Below are 24,943 nucleotides of genomic sequence, written 5' to 3'. Positions count from 1 at the left end.
CGGTTACCCGCTCAGCTTGATTCGGAAATCGCGCATGAAAACCGCCGTACGCATGATCGTCGTCCTGGCACTGCTGGCCGTGATCCTCGGAGGGATCTTTGGCTGGAAGTTTCTGCAGATGCAGAAAATGGGCGAACAGATGTCACAAGCCCAACCACCGACGCCGGTCGATAGCGTCACCCTGGACGCCAAAGCTTGGCGGCCGGAGATCAAGTCGGTCGGTTCGCTGCGTGCGATCAACGGCGTGGCGGTTTCCAACGAAGTCGCCGGTGTGGTCAGCGAGATCGCCTTCGAATCCGGCCAACGGGTTGCACGTGGCGATATCCTCATCAAGCTCGAGGACAGCGTCGATCGGGCCGCGTTGGCGGCCCTGGAAGCCCAGGCCCGTCTGGCCAACGAGACGTTCCGCCGTTACTCCGACCTGTTGCCGCGCAACGCCATCTCGCAATCGCAATACGACGAGGCCCAGGCCAACTACCAGGCCGCCCGGGCTGATGTTGCACAGCAACAAGCGCAGCTCGACAAGAAGACCATCCGTGCGCCGTTCGATGGCGTGGTCGGGCTGCGTCAGGTCGACCTGGGGGAATACATTGCCGTCGGCACGCCGATCGTCGAGCTGAACATGCTCGACCCGATCTACGTCGACTACAGCGTGGCCGAAAAACAGCTCGACCAGGTGCAGGCCGGTCGCCAGGTACAGATCCATGTGGCGGCGTTTTCCGAGCGGGCTTTCGACGGCGTAATCGAGGCCGTGGCACCGACCGTCGATGAAAGCAGCCGAACGCTGGATGTCCGGGCCAAGCTCAGCAACGCCGAGCACCTGCTGCGTCCGGGGATGTTCGCCGACGTACGCACCCTGGCGCCGGACACCGTCAGCGTGCCGACGCTGCCGCGTACCGCCCTCGCCTTCAATACCTATGGCGACTACGTATTCAAGATCGTCGAGAACGATCAGGGCCAGACGATCGCCCAGCGCGCCCAGGTCAGCATTGGTCAGTTGCGTGGCGACCAGGTAGAGATTATCGAAGGACTCGAGCCCGGCGACCGTGTCGTCGCCACCGGTCAGCTACGACTGCGCGACGGTCAGCCGATTCAGGTCAAGGGCGGCGACAGCGAGGGCAACGCAGACGCGCCGGCCGCTGACACCGAGGTGTCGAACGCGGAGGCGCAGGGCTGATGAAGTTCACAGACATCTTCGTCCACCGGCCGGTTCTGGCCACCGTGATCAGCCTGCTGATCCTGTTGATGGGCCTGCGCGCCGCGATGGATATGGAAGTGCGCCAGTACCCACAACTGGAAAGCACCGTGATCACGGTCACCACGTCCTATCCCGGGGCCAGTTCCGAACTGGTGCAGGGCTTCGTGTCCACCCCCCTTCAACAGGCCATCGCCGAAGCCGACGGCATCGACTATATCGATTCGCAGAGCATCCAGGGCGCCTCGACCATCGAGGTGCATATGACGCTCAACTACGATGCCAATGCCGCGCTGGCCGAAATCCAGGCCAAGGTGGCGAGTCAGCGCAGCGTGCTGCCCGAAGCCGCGGAGAGTCCGGTCATCGAGTCCTCTACCGGCGACTCGACGGCACTGATGTACCTGGCGTTTTATTCCGGCGAGATGCCGGTGCCGCAGATCACCGACTATCTGACCCGCGTCGTCCAGCCCAAGCTGCAGGCGCTGTCCGGGGTCGCCAAGGCACGTATCTACGGCCAGGGTTTCGCCATGCGCATCTGGCTCGATCCCCAGCGCATGGCCGCGCTCGACGTCACGCCGCAAGAGGTCGTCGCGGTGCTCGAGAGCAACAATTACCAGGCCGGCGTCGGCAAGACGCGCAGCGAGTTCGTGGCCGTCAATCTGACCGCCAACACCGACATCATCGATCCCGAGCAATTCGAGGATCTGGTGGTGCGCAACGACGACGGCGACCTGGTGCGGCTGCGCGACATCGCCCGCACCGAGCTGGGAGCGGAAAGCTATGACAGCACCGCCTGGTACAACGGCACGCCGGCGAGTTTCATGGCCATCGAACAGGCGCCGGGCGCCAACCCGCTGGACGTGGCCCGGGCCGTGCGCGAAACGATGCCGGAGATCCATCGCCAGCTACCGAGCGGGCTCGACGTGGTACTGCCCTACGATGCCTCCGAGTTCATCGAGGATTCGATCAACGAGGTAGTCAAGACGCTGCTCGAGGCGCTGGTGATCGTGCTGGTGGTTATCTTTCTCTCGCTGGGTTCGTTCCGTGCGGCACTGGTTCCCGCCGTGGCGGTTCCGCTGTCGTTGATCGGCGCCGCGTTCGTGATGCTGTTGATGGGCTTCTCGCTCAATCTGCTGACGCTGCTGTCAATGGTGCTGGCGATCGGGCTGGTGGTCGATGACGCGATCATCATCGTCGAGAACGTCCATCGTCACATCGAAGCTGGCGAAAGCAAATTCGAGGCCGCCCTGAACGGCGCCCGCGAGATGGCCACGCCGATCATCGCCATGACCACCACGCTGGTCGCCGTCTATGCGCCGATCGGTTTCATGGGCGGGCTGGTCGGCTCGCTGTTCACCGAGTTCGCTTTCACCCTGGCCGGTGCGGTGGTGATCTCGGGGATCATCGCCCTGACCCTCTCGCCGATGCTGGCCGGCAAGGTACTCAAGCCGCACGGCGATCCGTCGCGCTTCGAGCGTGGCGTCGAAGCCACGTTCAACGGCCTGGCCAACGGCTACCGTTCGCTGCTGTCGCGGGCGCTTCAGACGGTCTCGGTGCTGGTCGTTTTCGCCGTAGTAGTATTGGTGTCGATCTACTTCATGTTCATTACCAGCCAGAGCGAACTGGCGCCGAACGAGGATCAGGGCATCATCTTCTTCCAGGGAACGGCGCCCCAGACCGCAACGCTGGACTACCTAAAGCGCTTCGCCAACGACATACAGGCCGGAGCCGAGCAGATCGACGGCTACGACGAGACCTTCATGATCCTCGGCGGCACCAGCGCCGATACGGTATTCGGCGGCTTCAAGATGAAGCCCTGGAGCGAACGCGACATTTCGCAGATGGAAGTCATGCCGCCCCTGCAGGCGGCACTGGGCAGGGTGACCGGCCTGCAGACCGCGGCCTTTGCGCCGCCCTCCCTACCCGGCTCGAGTGGCGGCCTGCCGATCCAGTTCGTGCTGACCTCCGCCAACAGCTTCGAGGAGCTCAATGCCACCGCCGACGAGCTGCTCGGCAAGGCCATGGCCAGCGGCAACTTCGCCTTCCTGCGCAAATCGATCAACCTCGACCGGCCGGTGACCAACATCCGCATCGACCGCGACCGCGTCGCCGACCTGGGCCTGACCATGGCCGACGTTGGCCAGACCCTGGCCACGTTGCTCGGCGAAGGCTTCGTCAACCGCTTCAGCATGGAGGGCCGCAGCTACAAGGTGATTCCCCAAGTCGACCAGTCCTACCGGCTCGACGCCTCGATGATCGAGAATTACTACATCACCGCCGACTCGGGGGACCAGGTGCCGCTCGGCAGCCTGGTCAGCTTCGAGCGCGGCGTCGAACCCTCCAAACGCACCCAGTTCCAGCAGCTCAACGCTCTGACGCTGGAAGGCGTACCGCGCCCCGGCGTGGCCCTGGGCGATGCCCTGGCCTGGCTCAACCAGAGTGCGGCCGAAACGCTCACGGCGGACTACTCGGTGAATTATGCCGGCGCCTCGCGGCAACTGATGAATCAGGGAAGCGCCTTGATCCTGACCTTCTTTCTGTCGCTGTTGGTGATCTATCTGGTTCTCGCCGCGCAGTTCGAAAGCTGGCGCGACCCACTGATCATTCTGGTCTCGGTACCGATGTCGGTGGCCGGCGCGATGGCCTTCATCACGCTGGGGGTCTCGACGATCAACATCTATACCCAGGTCGGGCTGATCACGCTGATTGGAGTCGTCGCCAAGAACGGCATCCTGATCGTCGAGTTCGCCAACACGCTGCAGCACGAGCGCGGCCTCGACAAGCGTCAGGCGGTCATCGAGGCGGCGACGATTCGCCTGCGGCCGATCATCATGACCTCGGTGGCCTTGATCGTGGCCATGGTACCCTTGCTGATCGCCACCGGTGCGGGCGCCGTCAGCCGCTTCGACATCGGCCTGACCATCGCCTCGGGGCTCGGCATCGGCACGCTGTTCACGCTGTTCGTCCTGCCGGCGTTCTACATCCTGCTGGCCCGCGATCACAACGCGATTCGCGATGCCGGCCACGAGGTGCAGCCCAGCCACTGAGCGCACGAGCCCCCGCGCTGTTCGCGCGGGGCTCGGTCCCGGCCGCCTCACCCACGCGCCTGGCCGCTCATCGTTCAGGAGCGTAGAATAGGTGTCCCACGATTTGCCGATGCGCTGCAGATGCCCGATACCCAGACCCTGACACAGCAGGCCGAGCGCCAGTGCCACCAGCGTGGCGTACGCTTCACGCCGATCAGGCGTCGCGTGCTGGAAATGATCTCCGCCTCGCCCGGCGGCCTCAAGGCCTATGACCTGCTCGACAAGCTGGCGGCGGAGCATGCCGCGGCCCGGCCGCCGACGGTCTATCGCGCGCTCGACTTCCTGATCGAACAGGGCTTGGTGCATCGCATCGAATCGCTCAACGCCTACGTCGCCTGCCCCTGCCCCGAGCACCGCCACGGCTTCCAGTTGCTGATTTGCCGCGACTGCGGCCGGGTCGAGGAGCTGCACCTCGACGAAGTCAGCGCGCAACTCAGCCAGCGTTCCGCCCAGCTCGGCTTCCGCGTCGACCGCCAGACCATCGAGCTATTGGGCACCTGCGACGCTTGCCAGTTGGCGCTGGCCGAATCCTGATAGGCGCGACGAGAAACCCCGATCCCGCCGCCCCCAAGCGGCGTCCTGAAACGTAACGGAACCCCATGAGCGAATTGTTCAAATCCCTGGAGTCCGCTCCGCGTGGCGAGCGCCTGACCGCCGATGCGCTCCTCGATGCAGTGCGCTGGAACGACGCCGGCCTGATCCCGGCGATCGCCCAACAGCACGACAGTGGCGAAGTCTTGATGATGGCCTGGATGAACCGTCAGGCGCTCGAGGAGACCTTGGCCAGCGGGCGGGTCTGCTATTGGTCGCGCTCGCGCGCGAAACTGTGGCGCAAGGGCGAGTCCTCGGGCCAGGTGCAGAATCTGCTAAGCGCACGAGTGGACTGCGATGGCGACGCCTTGCTGCTCGGCGTCGACCAGGCCGGGCCTGCCTGCCATACCGGTCGGCGTAGCTGCTTTTATATCGCCCTCGACGCGCAAGGTGGCGAGGTCGACGCCGAGCCGCTGGTGGATCCGGCCACGCTTTACCGCAATGGCGGCAAGCGGTAAACGCATGGCTCGCCTGCTGCGAAGAATCTCGACGGGGCTGCTGGTGGTTCTGCTACGCGGCTATCAATACTTGATCAGTCCCCTGCTCGGCCCGCGCTGTCGCTTCTGGCCGAGCTGCTCGAACTATGCGATCGAGGCGTTGCGCCTCCACGGTCCGGCCCGGGGTGGCTGGCTGGCACTCAAGCGCATCGCCAAATGCCACCCTTGGCATGCCGGCGGCATCGACCCGGTGCCGGAATGTCCGGGCTGTCGACAGCCGGCGTCCGGCGAGTCCGCCTCGACGACGAACGATACCCGCTAGAACGGCCTTGCGCGCGGTCGATCACCCCGGATACCGCTTGAATCAGCCCGATACCGCTTGCCGCTCGGCGACGGCGTAGATGCGCTTGAGCATCGCGTGCAGGCCGTTCGAACGGGTCGGCGACAAGTGCTTGTCGAGCCCCAGCTCTTCGAGGAACGTCGGCTGAGTGGCGACGATCTCGCTGGCTGGACGATCGTTGTAGATGCGCATCAATACGGCGATCAGCCCCGACACGATGGCGGCATCCGACGTCGCCTCGAAGTGCACGGCGTCGGCGCGGTTTTCATGATGGATCCATACGTTCGACTGGCAGCCCTGGATCTTGGTCTCCGGTGTCTTGAGTTCTTCCGGAAACGCCGGCAACTGCTTGCCCATGTCGATGATGTACTGGTAGCGATCCATCCAGTTGTCGAACAGACCGAACTCCTCGATCAGCTCGGCCTGGGCTTGTTGAGCGCTCATGGTCTCTCCTCGATCGGTCGTATTGCTGATTATAACGCGTCAGTCCGGGCGGCGTCCGCCACGGCGCTCATTGCTCGCCCAATCGATGGGCGGCTACCTGCTGCTGCCATTCGTCGGCCTCGGCATGCAGGTAGCGGGCGGTGGTATCGAGCCGTGAGTGGCGCGCAGTCTTGGCCAGGTAGCGCAGTTCCACCCCGGCCTGCGCCTGATGGGTGAGCGCGGTATGCCGCAGCCAGTGCGGCGTGGCGCGGGCCAGCTGGCGGCTCAGGGGGCGCGTCCCGCCATCGCTGGCCTCGCTCTCGAGAGCCAGCGCCGCCTCGGCGAAGGTGGCCTTGATCAACCGGTAGAGCTGGTTATCGCCGATCGCCCGATGCCCATCCAGCGCACGGATCAGCGGCGTCGGGTCGTCGCCCGCCGGTTGCGCCGCCAGCCCCAGGCCTTCGCGCCACTCGCCGAGCAGCGCGATCATGTCGGCAGGCACCGGGATGCGCTCCGTACGCGCGCCCTTGCCCGTCACGCGCCACCACCAGCGCCCTTCCCGATAGCTGAAATCGCCCATCCGCGCCGTGGCCATCTCACTGATGCGCGGGGCCAGCAGGTAGGCGAAGCCGAAGATCAGCCGACGACGGCGGTGAAGATATCTCTCCCGGGACGTCGCCGAGTCCGCTAGCGGCCGATTGAGCCAGTTCCACAGCCACTCCCACAGCGGCCGCTCGAGATAGCGTTCGATCGGCGCCTGGCGATTGTCGAGGCGCCGACGCTTGTCGCGCATCAGCCGGAAAGGATTGTGCGAGAGCCAGCCGGCCTCTCCCAGCCAGGCGAACATCCCCTGCAGGATGACCAGGCTCTGACGCCGACTGGCCGCCGACAACGGCCGGCGAAACGGACGCCACTGGGGGTGCTGGCGCGGGCGTGGCGGCCCGACCCAGCGCTCGTGAGGCTGCGGGTCGGCGAGAAACGCCTCGAAACGTTGCAGCTGGCTTCGGTCCAGCTCGGCAAGCGTCAGCCCGCTTGCCGCCAGCCACAGCATCAATCGCTCGGCTTCCTTGCGATAGGCTCGCTGGGTCTGCGGCGACGCCGCATATTCGCTCAGCCACTGGGCGATCGCCTGCGCGTCACTTTCGGCCCGAATACGAGAGGCAGCCGGCACGTTCCGATTGGCGAGCCAGGCACCGCCCTGCGCCGGTAATCGCCGCTTATCCAGCGTCGACGGGTCGATTTCGCTTGTCGTGCTGGCTTTGACCTCAGTCTTCGGGGTTTTTCCTAGCCTTTGAGGCTCGCCCCCTCCTCCCTTGCTGCACATATTCGCCGCCTACCTGCTTGTTTCGCGGTGGCGATTATCGAATAACTTCTAAAGTTTATCAAGATAATGCGCGTAATCATGAATTATTTAACGATATCGTAACGTATTACTAATATTACGTAATATGTAATAATGTATTTATCAGGCGATGAATGTACAGGATTGAGTTAAAATTGGTCGGTCGAGCAAGCGGGTCGCTTGGACCAGGCGTACACACATCGAGGAGACCGTCATGGCGCGCAGTGGAGTGCAGTTCGAGGATGTCCAGCGAGCGATCGATGTGCTGCTCAAGCGCGGCGAAGCCCCGGGAATACAGAAGATTCGCGATGTCCTGGGCACCGGGAGCTTTACCACCATCAGCGAGCACTTCCGTGAGTGGCGGGAGCAGCGCGACGCCAACCGCGACCAGCCCACTTGGCAGGACATTCCCGAGCCCGTCGAAACGCTCGTGCACTCGCTGTGGGAACAGGCGCAGCAGCACGCCAGCGACGGCCTGAGTCACTATCGCGAAGAAGCCGATCGACTGGTCGAAGAGGCGCGTGAGCAGGCGCAGCGTTCGCGGCGCGAAGCCGAGGATGCCCTGCAGCGCGAAGCGGCGATCAACGAACACTGGCTTCAAGCGCAGACACGCCTGCAGGAACACAGCGCGCTGATCGCGCGCCTCGAGGCGGCCCAACAGGCCGCCGAGCAGCGCGAGAACGAGCTGAACCAGCGGCTGGCGGCGGCCGAGCGTCAGGCGGGCGAAGCGCGGCAATCGTTACGCGACGAGCAGACCCAGCACCAGACGGCCCTGAAGGCACGCGACGAGCATTGGAGCGAGCAGCTCAAGCAGGAAGAACAGCGTCACGAAGCGGCCGAAGCGCGACTGATGGCCTTGCTCGACGATGCGCGCCAGGAAAAGCAGCGTAGCGAAAAGACCCACAACCAACGCCTCGAGACACTCGAGAAACGGCTTGCTGAAGCCGACACGGACAGACAGGCCCTGCGCCGCAGCCTGAGCGAGGAGCAGGCCAACCATCGCGAGACCCAGTGGTCGCTGAGCAAGGCCGAGGACGCGCTCAGCGAAAGCGAGCGTCGGGTCCGGCAGCACCTCGCCGATCGCGCGGAGAACGAGAAAGTCGTGGCCCAGTTGCGGGAGCGCTTGCAGGACGCTGAAGCACGCTTGGCGCGGGTCAACCTGCCGCCCTTCGTCTACTGACATAAACCGCCGGGCCTCGGCCGAACGCAAAAGAGCCGCCTAGATCAACGAGGCGGCTCTTTTGCTAGCTACGTTCTTACGGGCTACATGATGACTCTGCAGCCTGCCGTCGCGCCGCTGTCATCGGGCGCGAAGCGAAGCGATCAGTAATAGGCGTTGGTGGTATCGGTGTGGTCGGTGACGTCGCGGATCCCGGCAAGCTCGGGGATGCGCTCGATCAAGGTCTTCTCGACGCCCTCCTTGAGGGTCAGGTCGACGGCCGCGCAGCCCTGACAGCCGCCGCCGAACTGCAGGATCGCCATGTTCTCCTCGGTCAGTTGGATCAGCTTGACCTCGCCGCCATGGGCGGCCAGCCCGGGGTTGATCTCGCTATAGAGGATGTAGTTGATGCGATCCTCCATCGGACTATCGGCGTTGACCTTGGGCATCTTGGCGTTGGGCGCCTTGATGGTCAGCTGCCCGCCCATGCGGTCGGCATTGAAGTCGACGACCGCCTCCTCGAGAAACGGCACGCTGTGCGTGTCGAGGAAAACCGTGATCTTGCCCAGCGCCAGGCGCTCGTCGCTGGGCTCTTCCTCGCCGGGACGGCAGTAGGCCAGACAGGTCTCGGCATACGGCGTACCCGGCTGGGTGATGAAGATGCGCACCGCGATCCCTTCGACATTCTGCTTGGCGAGCAGCTCGGCAAGGTAATCCTGGGCGCTATCGGTGATCTGGATGTTCTCGCTCATGAATCTCGACCCATCAAGACAATACGGTGATTTACCCCAATGGTATGCAAAAACGCCGAACGGCACAATCCTGACTGAAATACTCGGATTTGTGGGCCATCTAGGGTTGCCAGGCATGAACGACGGGTGGGAGTCCCCTGGTCGGGCGCGTTTCTGGTAGCATGGTCGGCCATTGCCAGGCCCGCGGCCAGGCGCTTTGGGCCCGCCATCGGCGTACAGCCGAGGCAACGACAACCGAGAACGATCGATCGCTGGAGACAGATGCCGACCATGGCTACCGCGCCCCCTTCCTCATCGCTTTCTTCCGCGCTTCCCGCCAGTACGCCCGAGGCGCTCGTCAGGACTCTCGAGCAGCGCATCGTGCTGCTCGACGGCGGCATGGGCACCATGCTGCAGAACGCTCAGCTAAGTGAAGCGGAATTCCGCGGCGAGCGTTTCAGCGACTGGGCGACGCAATTGCAGGGCAACAACGATCTGCTGGCCCTGACCCAGCCCGCGCTGGTGGAGCGCATCCACCGCGATTATCTCGAAGCCGGCGCCGACATCGTCGAGACCAACACCTTCAACAGCACGCGGCTCTCGCAGGCCGACTACGGCATGCAGGAACTGGTCGTCGAACTCAACCGCGAGGCCGCGCGGCTGGCACGGCGGGTCTGCGACGCGGTCGGAGAGGAAACCGGCGTGCCGCGCTTCGTGGCCGGGGTGCTCGGGCCGACCAGTCGTACGGCGTCGCTGTCGCCGGACGTCAACGACCCGGCCAAGCGCAACGTGACCTTCGACGAACTGCGCGAGAACTACTACGAAGCCGCGCAGGCGCTGATCGAGGGCGGCGCCGACCTGATCATGATCGAGACGATCTTCGATACGCTGAACGCCAAGGCGGCGATCTACGCCCTCGAGGAGCTGTTCGACGACCGCGACCAGCGCCTGCCGGTGATGATCTCGGGCACCATCACCGACGCCTCCGGCCGCACCCTCTCGGGGCAGACTACCGAGGCGTTCTGGAACTCGGTACGCCACGCATCGCCGCTCTCGGTGGGCCTGAACTGCGCGCTCGGCGCCGCCGAACTGCGCCCCTACCTGGAAGAGCTGTCGACCAAGGCCGATGCGCTGGTCTCGGCCCACCCCAACGCCGGATTGCCCAACGAGTTCGGCGAGTACGACCAGACTCCCGAGGAGATGGCGACGATCGTCCGCGAATTCGCCGAGAGTGGCCTGGTCAACATCATCGGCGGTTGCTGCGGCACCACCCCCGAGCACATCGCGGCGATCAAGGCTGCCGTCGACGGCCTGGCGCCGCGCCGCCCTGCCGAGATCGCCGCGGCCTGCCGGCTGTCGGGGCTCGAGCCTTTCAACATCGGCGCGGACTCACTGTTCGTCAATGTCGGCGAGCGCACCAACGTCACGGGCTCGGCGCGCTTCAAGCGCCTGATCAAGGAAGAGGACTTCACCACGGCGCTGGAAGTGGCGCTCGAGCAGGTCGAGAACGGCGCCCAGTTGATCGACATCAACATGGACGAGGGCATGCTCGACTCGCAGGAGGCGATGGTGCATTTCCTCAACCTGGTCGCTTCCGAGCCGGACATCTCGCGGGTGCCGATCATGGTCGACTCCTCCAAGTGGTCGATCATCGAAGCCGGGCTCAAGTGCATCCAGGGCAAGGCGGTGGTCAACTCGATCTCGCTCAAGGAGGGCGAGGAAGCCTTCCGTGAACAGGCGCTGGCCTGCCGTCGCTTCGGCGCCGCCATCGTGGTGATGGCCTTCGACGAACAGGGCCAGGCGGATACCTTCGCGCGCAAGACCGAGATCTGTCAGCGCGCCTATCGGCTGCTGGTCGACGAGATCGGCTTCCCCGCCGAGGACATCATCTTCGACCCCAACATCTTCGCCATCGCTACAGGCATCGAGGAGCACAACAACTACGCCGTCGACTTCATCGAGGCGACGCAGTGGATCACCGACAACCTGCCTCACGCGATGGTGTCCGGCGGCGTCTCCAACGTGTCGTTCTCGTTTCGCGGCAACAACGCGGTGCGCGAGGCGATCCACTCGGTGTTCCTTTATCACGCCATCAAGGCCGGGCTGACCATGGGCATCGTCAACGCCGGCCAGCTGGCGGTCTACGATGACCTGCCCGCCGAGTTGCGCGAGGCGGTCGAGGACGTAGTGCAAAATCGCCGCGAAGACAGCACCGAGCGGCTGCTCGATCTGGCCGAACGCTACAAGGACGACGGTAGCGGCGCGGCCAAGAAGGAAGATCTCGAGTGGCGCGGCTGGGCCGTCGAGAAACGCATCGAACATGCCTTGGTCAAGGGCATCACCACGCATATCGAGGAAGACACCGAACTCGCACGGCAGCGCTTCGAGCGCCCCATCGAGGTGATCGAGGGGCCGTTGATGGACGGCATGAACGTGGTCGGCGATCTGTTCGGCGAAGGCAAGATGTTCCTGCCCCAGGTGGTCAAGTCGGCGCGTGTGATGAAGCAGGCGGTCGCCTATCTGCTGCCCTACATCGAGGCGGAGAAGACCACTGACACCCAGGCCAAGGGCAAGATCGTCATGGCCACGGTCAAGGGCGACGTCCACGACATCGGCAAGAACATCGTCGGCGTGGTCCTGCAGTGCAACAACTACGAAGTCGTCGATCTCGGCGTGATGGTGCCGGCCGAGAAGATCCTGCAGACCGCCCGCGAGGAAAAGGCCGACATCATCGGCCTGTCGGGGCTGATCACCCCCTCGCTCGACGAGATGGTGCACGTCGCCAAGGAGATGCAGCGCCAAGGCTTCGACCTGCCGCTATTGATTGGTGGCGCGACCACTTCCAAGGCGCACACCGCGGTCAAGATCGACCCGCAGTACGAGCATCCGGTGATCTACGTCACCGATGCCTCGCGTGCGGTCGGCGTGGCCAGCCGGCTGCTCTCGACCGAAAGCAAGCCGGACTATGTCCAGGCCATCCGCGACGAGTACGTACAGGTCCGCGAACGCAACGCCAAGCGTCGTCCCAAGGCCGCCGATCTTTCCTATGCGCAGGCCCGCGAGCGTCGCTTCGTGCCGGACTGGCCGGCTTATACGCCCCCGGCGCCGGCCTTCACCGGCTTGAAGACCTTCGAGGACTACCCGCTCGACGAACTGATCGAACGCATCGACTGGACGCCGTTCTTCATGAGCTGGCAGCTGGCCGGCAAGTACCCGAAGATCCTCGACGACGAAGTGGTCGGCGAGGCCGCGCGCAACCTTTTCGACGACGCCCAGGCGATGCTGCGCAAGCTGCTCGACGAGAAACACGTCACCGCGCGTGGCGTGATCGGCCTGTGGCCCGCCAACAGCGTCGATGACGATGTCATCGAAGTGTATGCCGACGAATCCCGCGAGACGGTCATCGAGCGCCTGCACCACATTCGCCAGCAGACCACCCGCAACCGCGACGGCATCTGCTACAGCCTCGCCGACTTCATCGCGCCGCGCGACAGCGGCAAGCCCGACTGGATCGGCGGTTTCGCCGTGACCACCGGGCATGGCGTCGACGAACTGGCCAAGCGCTACGAAAAGGCCGGCGACGACTACAACGCGATCATGGTCCAGGCCCTGACCGACCGCCTTGCCGAGGCCTTCGCCGAACGCATGCACGAACGGGTGCGCAAGGAATACTGGGGCTACGTGCCCGGCGAGGCGCTCGACAACAACGCGCTGATCGCCGAGAAATACCAGGGCATTCGTCCCGCGCCGGGCTACCCGGCCTGCCCCGATCATACCGAGAAGGCCACGCTGTTCCGGCTGCTCGAGGCCGAGGCCCGCACCGGGCTCAGGCTGACCGAGAACTTCGCCATGTGGCCGGCGGCGGCAGTGTCGGGCTGGTATTTTGCGCATCCCGAATCGAAATACTTCGCCACCGGCAAGATCACCCGCGATCAGGTCGAGGCGCTGGCCGACCGCAAGGGCATGACGTTGAGCGAACTGGAACGTTGGCTGTCGCCGGTGTTGAGCTACGACCGCGACTGAAGATGTGGCCGGATCCACGACGTAGCCTGACCATCCTCAGGCTGGCCGGACCGATCATCAGCGGGATGCTTTCGCAGAGCCTGCTCAATCTGGTCGATGCCGCACTGGTCGGCCGGCTTGGCGAGGTCGCGCTGGCCGGCGTCGGCCTGGGCGGCTATGCGATGTTCATCGTCACCGCGCTGGTCTTCGGCCTGTCGTCGGGCGTCCAGGCGCAGACCGCCTGGCGACAGGGCGAGTGCGCCGAGGCCGAGCGTGGCCGGGCACTCAATGCCGGGTTGGCGATCGCCGTCATCGTCGCCCTGCCGCTGTCGCTGGTCTGCCTGTGGCAGGCCCCCCGCTTGTTGGCGCTGCTCACCCAGCAGCAGGCCGTGCACGAGGTGGCCGTGGCGTATTTTCGTTGGCGGGTCGTGGCCCTGTTGGCCGTGGCGATCTGTTGCTGCTTCCGTGGCTATTGGAATGGTGTCCAGCAAACCGCGATTTACCTGCGTATCGTGCTGGCGACCCATCTGGTCAATGTGCTGGCGAGTGCCGGGCTGATCTTCGGACTCGCCGGGTTGCCGCGCCTCGGTGCCGCGGGCGCCGGAGCCGGCTCGGCGATCGCCGTGTCGACGGCGGCGCTGGCCTGGGCCGCCTACACCGCACGCGCCAAGGGGCCGTCTGCTTTTTCATGGCAATGGCCAAGCCTCACCGCGCTGCGCGCGACCCTCGCGCTCGCCGTCCCGCACTCCCTGCAGCAACTCTGCTTCGCCGCTGGCTACGCGGTACTCTTCGCGATACTTGGCCAGTTGGGCACCGCCAGCGTGGCGGTGGGCCATGTGCTGGTCAATCTTTCGCTGTTACTGATTCTGCCCGGGGTCGGCCTGGGCGTGGCGGCGATGAGTCTGGTCGGGCAGTCTCTGGGCCGGGCGACACCGGACGAGGCGCACCGCTGGGGCTGGGACGTGGTGCGCGTGGCGTGGCTGGCGCTGGCCCTGCCCGCGTTGCCGATGCTGGCATTTCCCGAGGCGGTCCTGGGGCTGTTCCTGTACGAGCCGGCACTGGTCGAACTTGGGCATGCAGCGCTGCAGTTGACGGCGTTGATGATCGTGCTCGACGCGGCCGCGATCGTGCTCGGGCAGGCCCTGCTCGGTGCCGGCGCCAACCGCACGGTAATGGGCGTGACGCTGGCCCTGCAATGGCTGGTCTTCCTGCCACTGGCCTGGTGGTGCGGGGTGGCACTGGGCTATGGTCTGCTGGGCATCTGGTGGATGCAGCTCGCGTATCGCTGCCTCAACTCGCTGAGTTTCGCCTGGATCTGGCAGCGGCGTCGCTGGCAGCAACTTGTGCTGTGAAGCGCCGGCCTCGATCATGGCATGCTCTACCATGTCGAACGCGTCTTTAAGCGGATTTTTAATAACATATCGTCCAATAAAATATGACTATTTATTCTTTCATAGAATAAACGAAACGGAGTATGGTCTCTGCCATAAGGCACAGATCCCATTTCGCCCTGACTAGCAGGACACCCCGATATGTATCGGTACGACACCTACGATCAGACGCTCGTCGACGAGCGCGTTGCCCAGTTCCGCGATCAGATGGACCGCTATCTGGCCGGTCGCTTGAGCGAAAGCGAGTTTCTCCCGCTGCGACTGCAAAATGGCCTGTACATTCAGCGCCATGCCCCGATGCTGCGCATCGCGATTCCCTACGGCATGCTCTCCAGCCACCAGTTGAGAACGCTGGCCGGTATCACTCGGCGTTATGATCGTGGCTACGGCCACTTCACCACTCGCCAGAACCTGCAGCTGAACTGGCCGAAGCTTGAGGACGTGCCGCAGATCCTCGCCGAACTGGCCGAGGTGCAGATGCATGCCATCCAGACCAGCGGTAACTGTATTCGCAATACCACCAGCGATCAGTTTGCGGGCATCGCCAGCGACGAGATCGAGGATCCGCGGCCGTGGTGCGAGCTGATCCGCCAGTGGTCGACGTTGCATCCCGAATTCGCCTTCCTGCCGCGCAAGTTCAAGATCGCCGTCACCGGCGCCGATCATGATCGCGCCGCCATTCAGGTCCACGACATCGGTCTGCGGCTATGGCGCAACGAGGCGGGCGAGCTGCGCGTCCGGGTGCTGGCCGGGGGTGGCCTGGGTCGTACGCCGATGATCGGCGACGTGGTGCGCGAGGACCTGCCCTGGCAGCACCTGCTGACCTATCTGGAGGCCTGCGTCCGCGTCTACAACCAGTTCGGACGCCGCGACAACAAGTTCAAGGCGCGCATCAAGATTCTGGTCAAGGCGCTGGGCATCGAGGAGTACCGCCGTCGCGTCGAGGAGGAGTGGGCGCACATCAAGGATGGCCCGCAGACGCTGACCGAGGCCGCGGTCGCCGCAGCCCGAGCGCACTTCCCCGAGCCACCGCGCCGCGCGGTGAGCGAGGCGGCGATCGCTACCTACGAAGCGCTGCGCCGCGACAATCGCGACTTCGCGCGCTTCGTAACCAATAACGTCATCGATCACGTCGACCCCGGCTACAAGGCGGTAACGCTGTCGCTCAAGCGTCGCGAGCACGCCCCGGGGGATGTCACCGCCGATCAGATGGAGGCCATCGCCGATCTCGCCGACGCCTTCAGCTTCGGCGAGATGCGCGTCACCCACGAGCAGAACGTGGTGCTTTCCGACGTGCCGGTCGACGAGATCGAGGCGCTCTGGCACAAGCTTCGGGACCTGGGCATGGCCAACCCTACGGTGGGCACGCTCAACGACATCATCTGCTGCCCGGGCGGCGACTACTGCGCGCTGGCCAACGCCGTGTCGATCCCCATCGCCCAGGCGATCCAGGAGCGCTTCGAGGATCTCGACTTCCTCTACGACCTGGGTCCGCTGGACCTCAACATCTCGGGCTGCATGAACGCCTGCGGCCACCATCACGTCGGCAACATCGGCATCCTCGGCGTCGACAAGAAGGGCGAGGAATACTATCAGGTCTCGCTGGGCGGCAATTCCCGCGACGACGCCTCGCTGGGCAAGATCCTAGGCCCCTCCTTCTATCGCGAAGACGTACCCGAGGTAATCGACAAGGTGCTGAAGGTCTACGTCGAGCAACGCCATGACGACGAGCGCTTCCTCGACACCTACCGCCGCATCGGCATCAAGCCGTTCAAGGAGCGTGTGTATGCCTGACACCAGCCTGATCAAGCTCGGCCAGCCGGAGCAGGACACCTGGGCACTGTCGCGCGACGAGGAAGCCCCGCCCGCAACGCGCCCGACCATCGTTCCGCTCGGCGTGTGGCGCGAGCACCGCGACGACACCTCGCTGGCGCCCTGGCTGCCCAGCGACACCCAGCTCGACCCGGCGCTTTACGACGAACTGCGCCGGGCGCCGTTGATCGCCATCGACTTCCCGAGCTTTACCGACGGCCGTGGCTATTCGCTGGCGCGACTGCTGCGCGAGCGCTATGCCTATACGGGCGAGATCCGCGCCATCGGCGACGTGCTGGTCGATCAACTGTTCTACATGACCCGCTGCGGATTCGATGCGCTGGCATTGCGCGAAGATCAGCGCCTGGACGATGCGCTGCGCGCGCTCGGCGCCTTCAGCGTCAGCTACCAGCCCGCCGCCGACGTCAAGGAAGCGCTCTTCGAGCGCCGACTGCGCGAAACGACCTGAACCCGTCCTTCGTCGCGACAGCGCCGCCCTTGGGCGGCGCTGTCGTTTAGCCTCTCTCCTTGACCTTTAGTGCGCCTTCTCACCATCGCGCTCAACCGCGACGTTTCTGCTGGCGCTCGCGATTGCGCGCGCGGGCGCGCTCGGACTTGCGCAGCATCACGTAGGTGGCGCCGATTCCGCCGTGTGACGGCACCGCCGAGGCATAGGCCTGGACCTGCTCGAACTGCTGCAACCATTTGGCGACATACGAGCGCACCACGTTGGCGTGGCTATCCACTGCCCTGCCGCGACCGTGAACGACCAGCAGGCAGCGCAGGTCGCCGGCGGTGGCGTCTTCAATGAAGCGAAACAGCTCCTGGCGGCAATCGCGCAACGGTCGCTTGATCAGGTACAGCCGCGCTTCCGGGTTGTAGCCGCCCTGGCGCAGACGATCGAGCACCCCGGTCTGGATACCGTCGCGGCGGTATTCGATGGGGTCGATCGGCGGCAGCAGGTCGACGAACTCATCGCTCAGAAAGTTGGCCGTCTCCGCCGCGGCCGCGGCGCTGGCCCGCCTTGCCAGTTGTGCCTCGCTGGGCGTAGCGGGCTGGGTATCCAGGCTGGCCTTGTCGCGCCCCTTGGAAACCGGACGTACCTTGCCCGCCATCAATTGCGTGAAATCGCTGTCCTCGTCGAGCTGACGATTCATGGCTACGCCCTCCGGCCGCTCATCGTAAGGCCACTATAACAAAGCCGCAGCCACAGCCTTAAGCGCCACGCTGTCACCGCCCGCTGTCGGTATGGCATGATCGGCCACGTTTGTCGTGTCTTACAGGACGTAGCCATGAAGTTGATCAAGCGCCTGGCCCTGGCGCTGGTACTGATGACCGTGCTGGCCGTCGGCTATCTCTGGGTCGTGTTCGCCAGCCCCTACGGCTACACGCCACCCGAGAACCTGCCGGCCATCACCCGCGAGGAGCCCCACCGTGTCTTCGTCTATGGCACGCTACGTTTCGGCGCCGTGCGCTGGCTGGTTTACGGTCGCTGGGGCGATCCGCGGCCGAGCGTCCTGCCGGGCTACGACCGCGAAGGCCTGGATATCGAGAAACAATCCGGTGCCGAAGTCGCAGGCTACGTGCTGAGCGTCTCCAGCGAGGAACTGGCGAATCTCGATCGCTACGAGCGACTCGGCGTACGTTACAACCGGCATCGCCTTACGCTGGCCAATGGTAAGGGCGCCTGGGTCTACGCTCGGATCCAATCCTGAGCAGGCTGACGCGACGCGGGAACGCGAGTTGTGGCAAGCACTTGGCGCGCTTTACAATGCATGACCCACTCCCTTCCGGTAAGGCTGCGTATGTCGCCCCTGACCCTGTATCACAACCCGCGCTGTTCGAAGTCACGCCAGGCGCTCCAGTTGCTGGAAGAGCGTGGCTGTGATTTCCACGTTCGCCGCTATCTCGACGCCCCCCTTTCCCGTGAAGAACTCGAGGCGCTTGCCGCCCGCCTGGATGGCGACGTCGCCGATCTGGTCCGCACCCAGGAAAGCGACTGGAAGGCCCTGCAACTGGCAACGCCGAGTGCCGACGACTATCTCGCGGCGCTAGCCGCTCACCCGCGCCTGATGCAACGCCCACTACTCGATCGTGGCGACCGGGCGGTGATCGGCCGTCCTCCTGAAAACATCCTCGCCCTGATCGATGCCTCCTGAGCGGTCGATTGCAGTCAACAAGGAGCTGTCATGAGCGATTCACGTCCCTACGTGCTGGTCCTCTATTACTCGCGCTTCGGGGCCACCCGCAGCCTGGCCGAACAGCTGGTGGCCGGCATCGAAAGCCAGGCTGGCATCGACGCCCGGCTGCGCACGGTGCCGGCGGTCTCCGCGGTCAGCGAAGCGGTCGAGCCGGAGATCCCAGCCGAGGGCGCGATCTACGCGACGCTCGATGACCTGCGCGGCTGCGCCGGCCTGGCGATCGGCAGCCCTACGCGCTTCGGTAACATGGCCGCGCCGCTCAAGTACTTCCTGGACGGCACCAGTGAGCTGTGGCTGAACGGGACGCTGGTCAACAAGCCGGCGACCGGCTTCACCTCCACCGCCAGCCTGCATGGCGGCCAGGAAGCGACCCTGCTGACGATGCTGGTTCCCCTGCTGCATCACGGCATGGTGTATGCCGGCGTTCCCTACAGCGAACCCGGACTCGTGGCGACGACTTCCGGTGGCACTCCGTACGGGGCCAGCCATGTCGCCGGCGCCCGCGGCGAGCGCAGCGTCGACGATACCGAACGGGAGCTGGCCTATGCCCAGGGCAAGCGTATCGCACGATTGGCGCTGGCCTTACAGACGACCCAGGGAAGCACCCGATGAGCGGACTCGAACGGCTCGAGGCGCGCCACGGGCTCGAATCGCTGACCCGGAACGCGCGTCAGGCCGTCCTGATCAGCTTCGTGCTGCTCATCGCACTGCTGTTGATCAGCGGCTGGCAACTGCGTAGCAACCATGGGATCGAGTGGCTGCCGGTGCTGGTCCGGGCCTTGCCGCTGGTGCTCTTCCTGCCTTCGATCCTGACTCGACGGCCGCGCGGCCACGCCTGGCTGGCCTTCGTCAGCCTGCTGTACATCGCCCAGGGGGCGATGCTCACCACGCTACCCGGCCAGGCCTGGCTGGGCTGGCTCGAGGTGCTGGCGGCGCTGGTGCTGTTCTTCGCCAGCGCGCTGTACGCCCGCTGGCAAAGTCGCCTGCTGCGCCGGTGAAGCCCTCTAGCGCGCTGATCCTGGCCATGCTCGCGACGAGCATCGTGAGCACCCTGGCTGGCTGGCCGATGTGGCCGGCGGCGGCGCTCAGTTGGCTGGCCACCCTGCGCCTGGCCCGGCAACTACCGCGGGCATCGCGTCATCAGGTGCTGTGGCTGGGTGGCGCCGGGGCCCTGATATGGCTGGCGGCGTTGCTTCGCGATACGCCCTACGCGCCGATTCAGGCACTGACCATCAACCAGGCCCTGCTGATGATGTTCGCCGGGGTCAGCTTTCTATCGATGGCGACACCCGCCCAGCCTGCGGACGGACGCCCGCGCAGCGGCAGCCTCTGGGGGACGCTGTTCGGCGTTCATCTGTTCGGCGCGGTGATCAATCTCTCGGCGCTGTTCCTGTTCGCCGATCGCATGCAGCGCGACGGCAAGTTGAGCCGGCGTCAGGCGATGGTGCTGGGTCGGGCATTCCCGGCCGCCGCCGCCTGGTCGCCCTTCTTCGTGGCCATGGGGGTCGCGCTTACCTACGCACCGGGGCTCGACTTCACGGCGCTGCTGCCGTGGGGCGCGGCTTGCGCCTCGCTGCTGTTGAGCCTGGTGGCCCTGGACGTGCTGCGCGTTCGAGGCCCGTTCGTCGGCTATCCGCTGAACGCCGGCGCCCTGGTTCTCCCTGGTGTCCTGGCGGCCACCGTGATGGTGATGCACTGGTGGCGGCCGGAGATGTCGATCCCGTTGATCATCAGTATCGTCTCGCCCATCGCCGCCCTGCTGCTGGCTCCCCGGCACGAACGTCGTGCACGGTTGCGACAGCAGCTCGACCACGGCCTGGCGCGGCTGGTGCCCCAGTTCGCACTGTTTCTGGCCGCCGGGGTGCTATCCAGCGGTCTGAGCGCGCTGCTCGCCAGTTATCCCGCCGGGCTCTCGCTGCCGTTCGTCGACTACGGTCATTGGCAGGCCTGGCTGAGCCTGGGGGTCATCGTGGTGGTGGCGTTCGTCGGCATCCACCCCCTGGTCAGCGTGACCACGCTGGCGCCGTTGCTGACGACCCTCGATCCTGACCCGACGCTACTGGGCATGGTCTTCCTGATGGGCTGGGCGCTGGGCACCGGAAGCAGCCCGCTATCCGGCAGCAATCTCGTGCTGTGCGCCCGCTATGGCGTCAATGCCCGCGACATGCTGAGTTGGAACCTGCCTTATGCGGTACTCGGCTGGCTGGCCTGCGGGCTGATCTTCGCGGCCCATGCGCAATGGGGATGACGGCCTTTCTCCCTATTTCCCGACACTGGCCATGCCGCCTCTTTATACCGATCATGGGAGTAACGTCGCCACACTTCGCGATGCGCCATCGACAGCGTTTTGCCTCGATCGCCTTGAGTGCGGCCGGCTCAGCAGCGATCATGAAGAGAAATACCAGGAGAACGCCATGAACACCGATATCGCAGACGTCAGACGCAATTACAGCGGTGACCACCTCGACGCCAGCAGTACGCCTGACGAGCCATTGCAGCTGTTTCAGCAGTGGCTCGCGCAGGCGCTCGAGCGCGAAGCCGACGACGCCAATGCCATGACCCTGGCAACCGTCGACAGCCTGGGACTGCCCCATGCGCGGATCGTGCTGCTCAAGGGCATCGATGAGCGTGGCTTCGCTTTCTACACCAGCTATCAGAGCCACAAGGGCGCGGAACTTGCCAATGTCCCGCACGCCGCCCTGGTCTTCTGGTGGCCGGCTACCCAGCGCCAGGTGCGTGTCGAGGGGCGAGTGGTTCAGGTCGACGAGAGCGAGTCGGATCACTACTTCCAGAATCGCCCACGGGCCAGCCAGTTGGGTGCCTGGATATCGCAGCAAGGCGTCGAGATCCCCGACCGGACGTGGATCGAGGAGCGCAAGGATCGCTTCGAGCGGCTCTACAACGGCCAGGAGGTGGATCGCCCACCGCACTGGGGCGGTTATCGCGTCGTGCCGGAGATTGTCGAATTCTGGCAGGGTCAGACCGATCGTCTTCACGACCGGCTGCGCTACCGGCGTCACGACGACAGCTGGAACAAGGTGCGTCTGGCGCCCTGAAGCCGTCACGAGCCCTATACGAAAAAGCGCCCGGCCTAGGCCGGGCGCTTTCGCGTCAACGGATCTCGCCGGAGCGAAGGCTTAGCTCTCGCCTTTCCATTCGTTGACGACCTCGGGGTGTTCCTCGACCCATTTCTGGGCGTTGGCGTAGGGGTCGGCACCCTCTTCCTGATTCATGAGCATGACTTCGCCCATCTGCTCCGGTGTCCATTCGAAGTTGTCGAGGACTTCGTAGACTGCCGGCATGTCCTTCTCGAGGCCCTGGCGGACGATGGTATGAATCTGCTCGGCATCGCCATAGACGTTCTTGGGATCGTCGAGATACTTGAGATCCCAGCGCGAGAACATCCAGTGCGGCGTCCAGGCAGTAACGACTATGTCGTCCTTGTTCTGGATGGCCGACTGCAGCGCGGCGGTCATGGTGGCGCCGCTCCCGCTGCGTAGCTTGATGTCGCCCTGAAGGCCATACTCGTCGATGACGTCCTCGGTCAGGCCCATCAGACCGGCGCCGGGATCGATACCGATGATTTCGCCATCGACGAGGTCGGCCTTCTCGCCGAACTCCTTGATGGAGTCGATGTCGGTATAGGCCGGTACTGCGAGGCCGAGCTTGGTGCCGTCGAGGTTGGTGCCCAGATCGACGACCTTGTCCTCGGTCTGTGCAAGGTAGTTCTTGTGGGTCGTCGGCAACCAGGCCGCGACCATGCCATCGGCATCGCCGTAGGCCACCGCCTGCCACATCGCCGCCGCCGACAGCGACGACATTTCGACGTCGTAGCCCATGTCCTCGAGTACCGCGCGAACCACGTTGGTGGAGGCGACTTCGGATGACCACTCGACGTATGCCAGCGTCACCGTGCCCTTGCCTTCCTCCTGCGCCTGGACGACGCCACTGGCGCCCAGCCCGGCGACCATCATCAACGAACCGAAACGTACGGCACGTGACATAGCATTGACCGTTTTCATCACTTTCCCCTTCTTTTTGGTTGAGAATCCGGGTGCCGATCACCTGCCTCCGAACGGCACCCGCCGGGCCCATCCAGGGCACCGGCTGCGACGTCTTAACGCGCCTTCGTGGGTTTGCGGAACGCCTGGGTCAGGCGATCCAGCAGCATGGCCAGGATGACCACGGCGATACCCGCTTCGAAGCCGTCGCCCGGGCGCAGGCGCTGAATCGCTTTCCAGACCTCGCTGCCCAGACCATCGGCACCGATCATGGCGGCGATCACGACCATCGACAGGGCCAGCATGATGGTCTGATTGATGCCCGCCATGATGGTCGGCAACGACAGCGGTAACTGTACCTTGAACAGTTTCTGGCTACGTGTCGAGCCGAAGGCATCGGCCGCCTCGATGAGTTCCTTGGGAACCTGACGAATACCCAGGGTGGTGAAGCGGATCGCCGGCGGCATTGAGAAGATCACCGTGGCGAAGATCGCCGAGACCGAACCGATTCCGAAAAAAGGAATCGCCGGAATCAGGTAGACGAAGGCCGGCATGGTCTGCATGAAGTCCAACACCGGCATGATCAGGCTATACAGCCGGTCGGACAGCGCCCCGAGTATGCCCACCGGCAACGCGATGACCACGGCCACCAGGGTGGCGAATACCACTAGCGTCAGCGATTCGATCATGGGGTACCAGAGGCCCATGTTCCAGATCAGCGCCAGGCCGAGTAACGAGCCAATCGCCAGGCGGATGCCCGATACACGCCAGCAGAGCAGTGCGAGGAGCGCCATCAGCGCCCATTCCGGCATCCAGGCCAAGCCATCGTTGATGGTGTTGATCCCGCCCTGGGTGAATCGTGAGATGCCACGGGTCACGGACGAATACTCGGTCGTCAGGAAGTCCAGGCCGGTCTCGATCCAATCGCCGAGCGGTATGCGGGGAATATCGATAGCCATTTAGTGTTCTCCAGCTTCAGCCAGTTCCGCCAGCACGGCGCCCTTGACCACCACGCCGAGCAGGCGCTGGTCTTCGTCGATCACGGCGATCGGGTAGCTCTTCTCGTTGAACATCGCGAACAGATTGTGCAGCGGTTCATCCGGGCCAACCTTGGGGAAGTCGTTGTGAATCAGTTCCTTGATGGACTGAACACCCTCCTTGGCCGCCCGGTCGGCGGCGTCGGCTTCGACCAGCCCGAGTAGCTTGCGCTCGCGGCTGGTGACATAGATCGAATCCAGGCTGTTCTCGCTGAGCTTGCGCAGTACCGTGCGCGGACCGTCGTCCTCACGTGCGGTGGCGCGTACCGGACGCATGGCACTGCGTGCGGTAAGGATGCGCGACATGTCGACCCCTTCGATGAAGCGGGCGACGTAATCGTCGGCGGGATTGGTGAGGATCTCCTCGGGTTTGCCGATCTGAACGATCTCGCCATCCTTCAACAGGATGATGCGGTCGCCGATGCTCAGGGCCTCGTCGAGATCGTGGGTGATGAAGATGGTGGTCTTCTTCATGCGGTGCTGCAGCTCGAGCAATTCCTGCTGCATGTCCTTGCGGATCAGCGGATCGAGCGCCGAAAAGGCCTCGTCCATCAACATCACGGTCGAATCGTTGGCCAGCGCCCGTGCCAGGCCGACGCGCTGTTGCATGCCCCCGGAAAGCTGGTTGGGCAAGGCGTCTTCCCACCCCTCGAGGCCGACTTGCTTGAGGGAATCACGGGCACGCTGGATACGCTCCTGCTTGTCTATGCCTCTAATCTCGAGGCCGTATTCGGCGTTCTGCTGCACGGTACGGTGCGGAAAGAGCGCGAAATTCTGGAATACCATCGAGAAATGGCGACGTCGGCAGTGCAGCAACTCTTTCTCGGAGAGCTTGGGAATGTTCTCGCCGCCGATGACGATCTCGCCTTCGGTCGGCTCTATGAGGCGATTGAGGCAGCGGATCAGCGTCGACTTTCCCGAGCCCGAGAGGCCCATGATGACCAGCAGTTCACCCTCGTAGACATCGAAGCTGACATTCGAAAGGCCCAGTGTCTGACCGGTCTGCTCGAGGATTTCCCCGCGACTCTTGCCCTTGTCTCGCAGTTCCAGTGCCTTCTTCGGCTGGTTGCCGAAGACCTTGCTCAGGCCGCGTACCTGAATCTTGGTCTGTTGCGTTTCGCTCATCGGCTTTGCCTGTATGTCGTGATCGTTTTGTTTGATACGAAACGACGCGTCGAAGATTTCTCTTCGCAAT

At 64.4% G+C, this 24,943-nt stretch carries 23 protein-coding genes; 16 read left to right on the top strand and 7 right to left on the bottom strand.

The features are described from left to right. Positions 1–34 precede the first annotated feature (34 nt). The 5 genes from R6258_RS01170 to yidD all read left to right on the top strand — a co-directional run bounded on the left by R6258_RS01170 (position 35) and on the right by yidD (position 5,631). On the top strand, positions 35–1,177 hold the full coding sequence (locus R6258_RS01170) for an efflux RND transporter periplasmic adaptor subunit (RefSeq protein ID WP_318446413.1): 1,143 nt from the start codon (positions 35–37) through the stop codon (positions 1,175–1,177). Continuing rightward, positions 1,177–4,242, top strand: a complete 3,066-nt coding sequence (locus tag R6258_RS01165) for an efflux RND transporter permease subunit (RefSeq protein ID WP_318446411.1) — start codon at positions 1,177–1,179, stop codon at positions 4,240–4,242. Before R6258_RS01170 ends, R6258_RS01165 begins: the two co-directional genes overlap by 1 nt. Positions 4,243–4,362: 120 nt before the next feature. Beyond that, positions 4,363–4,815 carry a Fur family transcriptional regulator gene (locus R6258_RS01160; protein ID WP_318446409.1) on the top strand — a complete coding sequence of 151 codons (453 nt, stop codon included), beginning with the start codon at positions 4,363–4,365 and terminating at the stop codon, positions 4,813–4,815. A gap of 65 nt (positions 4,816–4,880) precedes the next feature. Continuing rightward, complete coding sequence (hisI, locus tag R6258_RS01155) at positions 4,881–5,330, top strand: phosphoribosyl-AMP cyclohydrolase (protein ID WP_318446407.1); 450 nt, start codon at positions 4,881–4,883, stop codon at positions 5,328–5,330. Between the two features lie 4 nt (positions 5,331–5,334). Continuing rightward, a complete protein-coding gene (gene yidD / locus R6258_RS01150; protein ID WP_318446405.1) occupies positions 5,335–5,631 on the top strand; it encodes a membrane protein insertion efficiency factor YidD in 297 nt (98 codons plus the stop codon). Positions 5,632–5,673: 42 nt separating this feature from the next. Here yidD and R6258_RS01145 read toward each other — a convergent pair whose 3' ends face one another. Together R6258_RS01145 and R6258_RS01140 are read right to left on the bottom strand one after the other, a co-directional pair. After that, positions 5,674–6,093 carry a SufE family protein gene (locus R6258_RS01145; protein ID WP_318446403.1) on the bottom strand — a complete coding sequence of 140 codons (420 nt, stop codon included), beginning with the start codon at positions 6,091–6,093 and terminating at the stop codon, positions 5,674–5,676. A gap of 67 nt (positions 6,094–6,160) precedes the next feature. Next, positions 6,161–7,243, bottom strand: coding sequence for a tyrosine-type recombinase/integrase (locus tag R6258_RS01140; protein ID WP_318446401.1), 1,083 nt, complete (start codon positions 7,241–7,243; stop codon positions 6,161–6,163). A 385-nt stretch (positions 7,244–7,628) separates the two neighbouring features. Between R6258_RS01140 and R6258_RS01135 the strand changes: the two genes are divergently transcribed. Next, positions 7,629–8,594: a DNA-binding protein gene (locus R6258_RS01135; protein WP_318446399.1), complete on the top strand. Its 966-nt coding sequence runs from the start codon at positions 7,629–7,631 to the stop codon at positions 8,592–8,594. 143 nt (positions 8,595–8,737) lie between these two features. On the opposite strand, the gene nfuA is transcribed toward R6258_RS01135, so the two are convergent. Next, complete coding sequence (nfuA, locus tag R6258_RS01130) at positions 8,738–9,325, bottom strand: Fe-S biogenesis protein NfuA (RefSeq protein WP_318446397.1); 588 nt, start codon at positions 9,323–9,325, stop codon at positions 8,738–8,740. A gap of 270 nt (positions 9,326–9,595) precedes the next feature. Between nfuA and metH the strand changes: the two genes are divergently transcribed. The 4 genes from metH to R6258_RS01110 all read left to right on the top strand — a co-directional run bounded on the left by metH (position 9,596) and on the right by R6258_RS01110 (position 16,978). Continuing rightward, entirely contained in the window at positions 9,596–13,327 is a 3,732-nt protein-coding gene (metH, locus tag R6258_RS01125) for a methionine synthase (protein WP_318446395.1), read from the top strand. A gap of 2 nt (positions 13,328–13,329) precedes the next feature. Further along, positions 13,330–14,658: an MATE family efflux transporter gene (locus R6258_RS01120; protein ID WP_318446393.1), complete on the top strand. Its 1,329-nt coding sequence runs from the start codon at positions 13,330–13,332 to the stop codon at positions 14,656–14,658. Between the two features lie 180 nt (positions 14,659–14,838). Further along, positions 14,839–16,491: a nitrite/sulfite reductase gene (locus R6258_RS01115; protein ID WP_318446392.1), complete on the top strand. Its 1,653-nt coding sequence runs from the start codon at positions 14,839–14,841 to the stop codon at positions 16,489–16,491. Then, positions 16,484–16,978, top strand: coding sequence for a DUF934 domain-containing protein (locus R6258_RS01110; RefSeq protein ID WP_318446390.1), 495 nt, complete (start codon positions 16,484–16,486; stop codon positions 16,976–16,978). Before R6258_RS01115 ends, R6258_RS01110 begins: the two co-directional genes overlap by 8 nt. Before the next feature lie 91 nt (positions 16,979–17,069). On the opposite strand, the gene smrA is transcribed toward R6258_RS01110, so the two are convergent. Continuing rightward, positions 17,070–17,666: a DNA endonuclease SmrA gene (gene smrA, locus R6258_RS01105; RefSeq protein WP_318446388.1), complete on the bottom strand. Its 597-nt coding sequence runs from the start codon at positions 17,664–17,666 to the stop codon at positions 17,070–17,072. A 135-nt stretch (positions 17,667–17,801) separates the two neighbouring features. On the opposite strand from smrA, the gene R6258_RS01100 reads away from it, so the two are divergent. The 6 genes from R6258_RS01100 (at position 17,802) to pdxH (ending at position 21,766) form a co-directional block, all read left to right on the top strand. Further along, positions 17,802–18,224, top strand: coding sequence for a gamma-glutamylcyclotransferase family protein (locus R6258_RS01100; protein ID WP_318446386.1), 423 nt, complete (start codon positions 17,802–17,804; stop codon positions 18,222–18,224). A 90-nt stretch (positions 18,225–18,314) separates the two neighbouring features. Continuing rightward, the gene (gene arsC, locus R6258_RS01095; protein ID WP_318446384.1) at positions 18,315–18,668 is read left to right on the top strand and encodes an arsenate reductase (glutaredoxin); all 354 of its coding nucleotides are present in this window, start codon (positions 18,315–18,317) and stop codon (positions 18,666–18,668) included. 30 nt (positions 18,669–18,698) lie between these two features. Next, positions 18,699–19,322, top strand: coding sequence for an NAD(P)H:quinone oxidoreductase (gene wrbA / locus R6258_RS01090; RefSeq protein WP_318446382.1), 624 nt, complete (start codon positions 18,699–18,701; stop codon positions 19,320–19,322). Next, a complete protein-coding gene (locus R6258_RS01085) occupies positions 19,319–19,708 on the top strand; it encodes a DUF2069 domain-containing protein (protein WP_318446380.1) in 390 nt (129 codons plus the stop codon). Before wrbA ends, R6258_RS01085 begins: the two co-directional genes overlap by 4 nt. Before the next feature lie 44 nt (positions 19,709–19,752). After that, positions 19,753–20,958 (top strand): hypothetical protein, encoded by a 1,206-nt coding sequence (locus R6258_RS01080; RefSeq protein ID WP_318446378.1) that lies wholly within the window; start codon positions 19,753–19,755, stop codon positions 20,956–20,958. Positions 20,959–21,124: 166 nt separating this feature from the next. Next, complete coding sequence (gene pdxH / locus R6258_RS01075; RefSeq protein ID WP_318446376.1) at positions 21,125–21,766, top strand: pyridoxamine 5'-phosphate oxidase; 642 nt, start codon at positions 21,125–21,127, stop codon at positions 21,764–21,766. An 81-nt stretch (positions 21,767–21,847) separates the two neighbouring features. Here the strand turns inward: pdxH and R6258_RS01070 are convergent, their stop codons facing one another. From R6258_RS01070 to R6258_RS01060, 3 genes are all read right to left on the bottom strand, one after another. Then, positions 21,848–22,732, bottom strand: coding sequence for a glycine betaine ABC transporter substrate-binding protein (locus tag R6258_RS01070; RefSeq protein WP_318446374.1), 885 nt, complete (start codon positions 22,730–22,732; stop codon positions 21,848–21,850). 95 nt (positions 22,733–22,827) lie between these two features. Beyond that, positions 22,828–23,670 carry a proline/glycine betaine ABC transporter permease gene (locus R6258_RS01065; protein ID WP_318446372.1) on the bottom strand — a complete coding sequence of 281 codons (843 nt, stop codon included), beginning with the start codon at positions 23,668–23,670 and terminating at the stop codon, positions 22,828–22,830. Beyond that, a complete protein-coding gene (locus tag R6258_RS01060; RefSeq protein ID WP_318446371.1) occupies positions 23,671–24,873 on the bottom strand; it encodes a glycine betaine/L-proline ABC transporter ATP-binding protein in 1,203 nt (400 codons plus the stop codon). Between the last annotated feature and the right edge of the window lie 70 nt (positions 24,874–24,943).

The sequence above is a fragment of the Halomonas sp. HP20-15 genome (assembly GCF_033446685.1).
In the GTDB taxonomy this organism is placed as follows: domain Bacteria; phylum Pseudomonadota; class Gammaproteobacteria; order Pseudomonadales; family Halomonadaceae; genus Modicisalibacter.
This window is presented reverse-complemented; position numbering and strand designations above follow the sequence as displayed.

Coding starts and splice junctions, on each gene's coding strand:
- R6258_RS01110 (WP_318446390.1), top strand. CDS start 16,484: ATGCCTGACACCAGCCTGATCAAGCTCGGCCAGCCGGAGCAGGACACC.
- nfuA (WP_318446397.1), bottom strand. CDS start 9,325: ATGAGCGAGAACATCCAGATCACCGATAGCGCCCAGGATTACCTTGCC.
- R6258_RS01070 (WP_318446374.1), bottom strand. CDS start 22,732: ATGAAAACGGTCAATGCTATGTCACGTGCCGTACGTTTCGGTTCGTTG.
- R6258_RS01145 (WP_318446403.1), bottom strand. CDS start 6,093: ATGAGCGCTCAACAAGCCCAGGCCGAGCTGATCGAGGAGTTCGGTCTG.
- R6258_RS01160 (WP_318446409.1), top strand. CDS start 4,363: ATGCCCGATACCCAGACCCTGACACAGCAGGCCGAGCGCCAGTGCCAC.
- R6258_RS01065 (WP_318446372.1), bottom strand. CDS start 23,670: ATGGCTATCGATATTCCCCGCATACCGCTCGGCGATTGGATCGAGACC.
- arsC (WP_318446384.1), top strand. CDS start 18,315: ATGTCGCCCCTGACCCTGTATCACAACCCGCGCTGTTCGAAGTCACGC.
- R6258_RS01135 (WP_318446399.1), top strand. CDS start 7,629: ATGGCGCGCAGTGGAGTGCAGTTCGAGGATGTCCAGCGAGCGATCGAT.
- pdxH (WP_318446376.1), top strand. CDS start 21,125: ATGAACACCGATATCGCAGACGTCAGACGCAATTACAGCGGTGACCAC.
- R6258_RS01060 (WP_318446371.1), bottom strand. CDS start 24,873: ATGAGCGAAACGCAACAGACCAAGATTCAGGTACGCGGCCTGAGCAAG.
- R6258_RS01165 (WP_318446411.1), top strand. CDS start 1,177: ATGAAGTTCACAGACATCTTCGTCCACCGGCCGGTTCTGGCCACCGTG.
- R6258_RS01100 (WP_318446386.1), top strand. CDS start 17,802: ATGAAGTTGATCAAGCGCCTGGCCCTGGCGCTGGTACTGATGACCGTG.
- smrA (WP_318446388.1), bottom strand. CDS start 17,666: ATGAATCGTCAGCTCGACGAGGACAGCGATTTCACGCAATTGATGGCG.
- wrbA (WP_318446382.1), top strand. CDS start 18,699: ATGAGCGATTCACGTCCCTACGTGCTGGTCCTCTATTACTCGCGCTTC.
- R6258_RS01085 (WP_318446380.1), top strand. CDS start 19,319: ATGAGCGGACTCGAACGGCTCGAGGCGCGCCACGGGCTCGAATCGCTG.
- hisI (WP_318446407.1), top strand. CDS start 4,881: ATGAGCGAATTGTTCAAATCCCTGGAGTCCGCTCCGCGTGGCGAGCGC.
- metH (WP_318446395.1), top strand. CDS start 9,596: ATGGCTACCGCGCCCCCTTCCTCATCGCTTTCTTCCGCGCTTCCCGCC.
- R6258_RS01120 (WP_318446393.1), top strand. CDS start 13,330: ATGTGGCCGGATCCACGACGTAGCCTGACCATCCTCAGGCTGGCCGGA.
- R6258_RS01170 (WP_318446413.1), top strand. CDS start 35: ATGAAAACCGCCGTACGCATGATCGTCGTCCTGGCACTGCTGGCCGTG.
- yidD (WP_318446405.1), top strand. CDS start 5,335: ATGGCTCGCCTGCTGCGAAGAATCTCGACGGGGCTGCTGGTGGTTCTG.
- R6258_RS01115 (WP_318446392.1), top strand. CDS start 14,839: ATGTATCGGTACGACACCTACGATCAGACGCTCGTCGACGAGCGCGTT.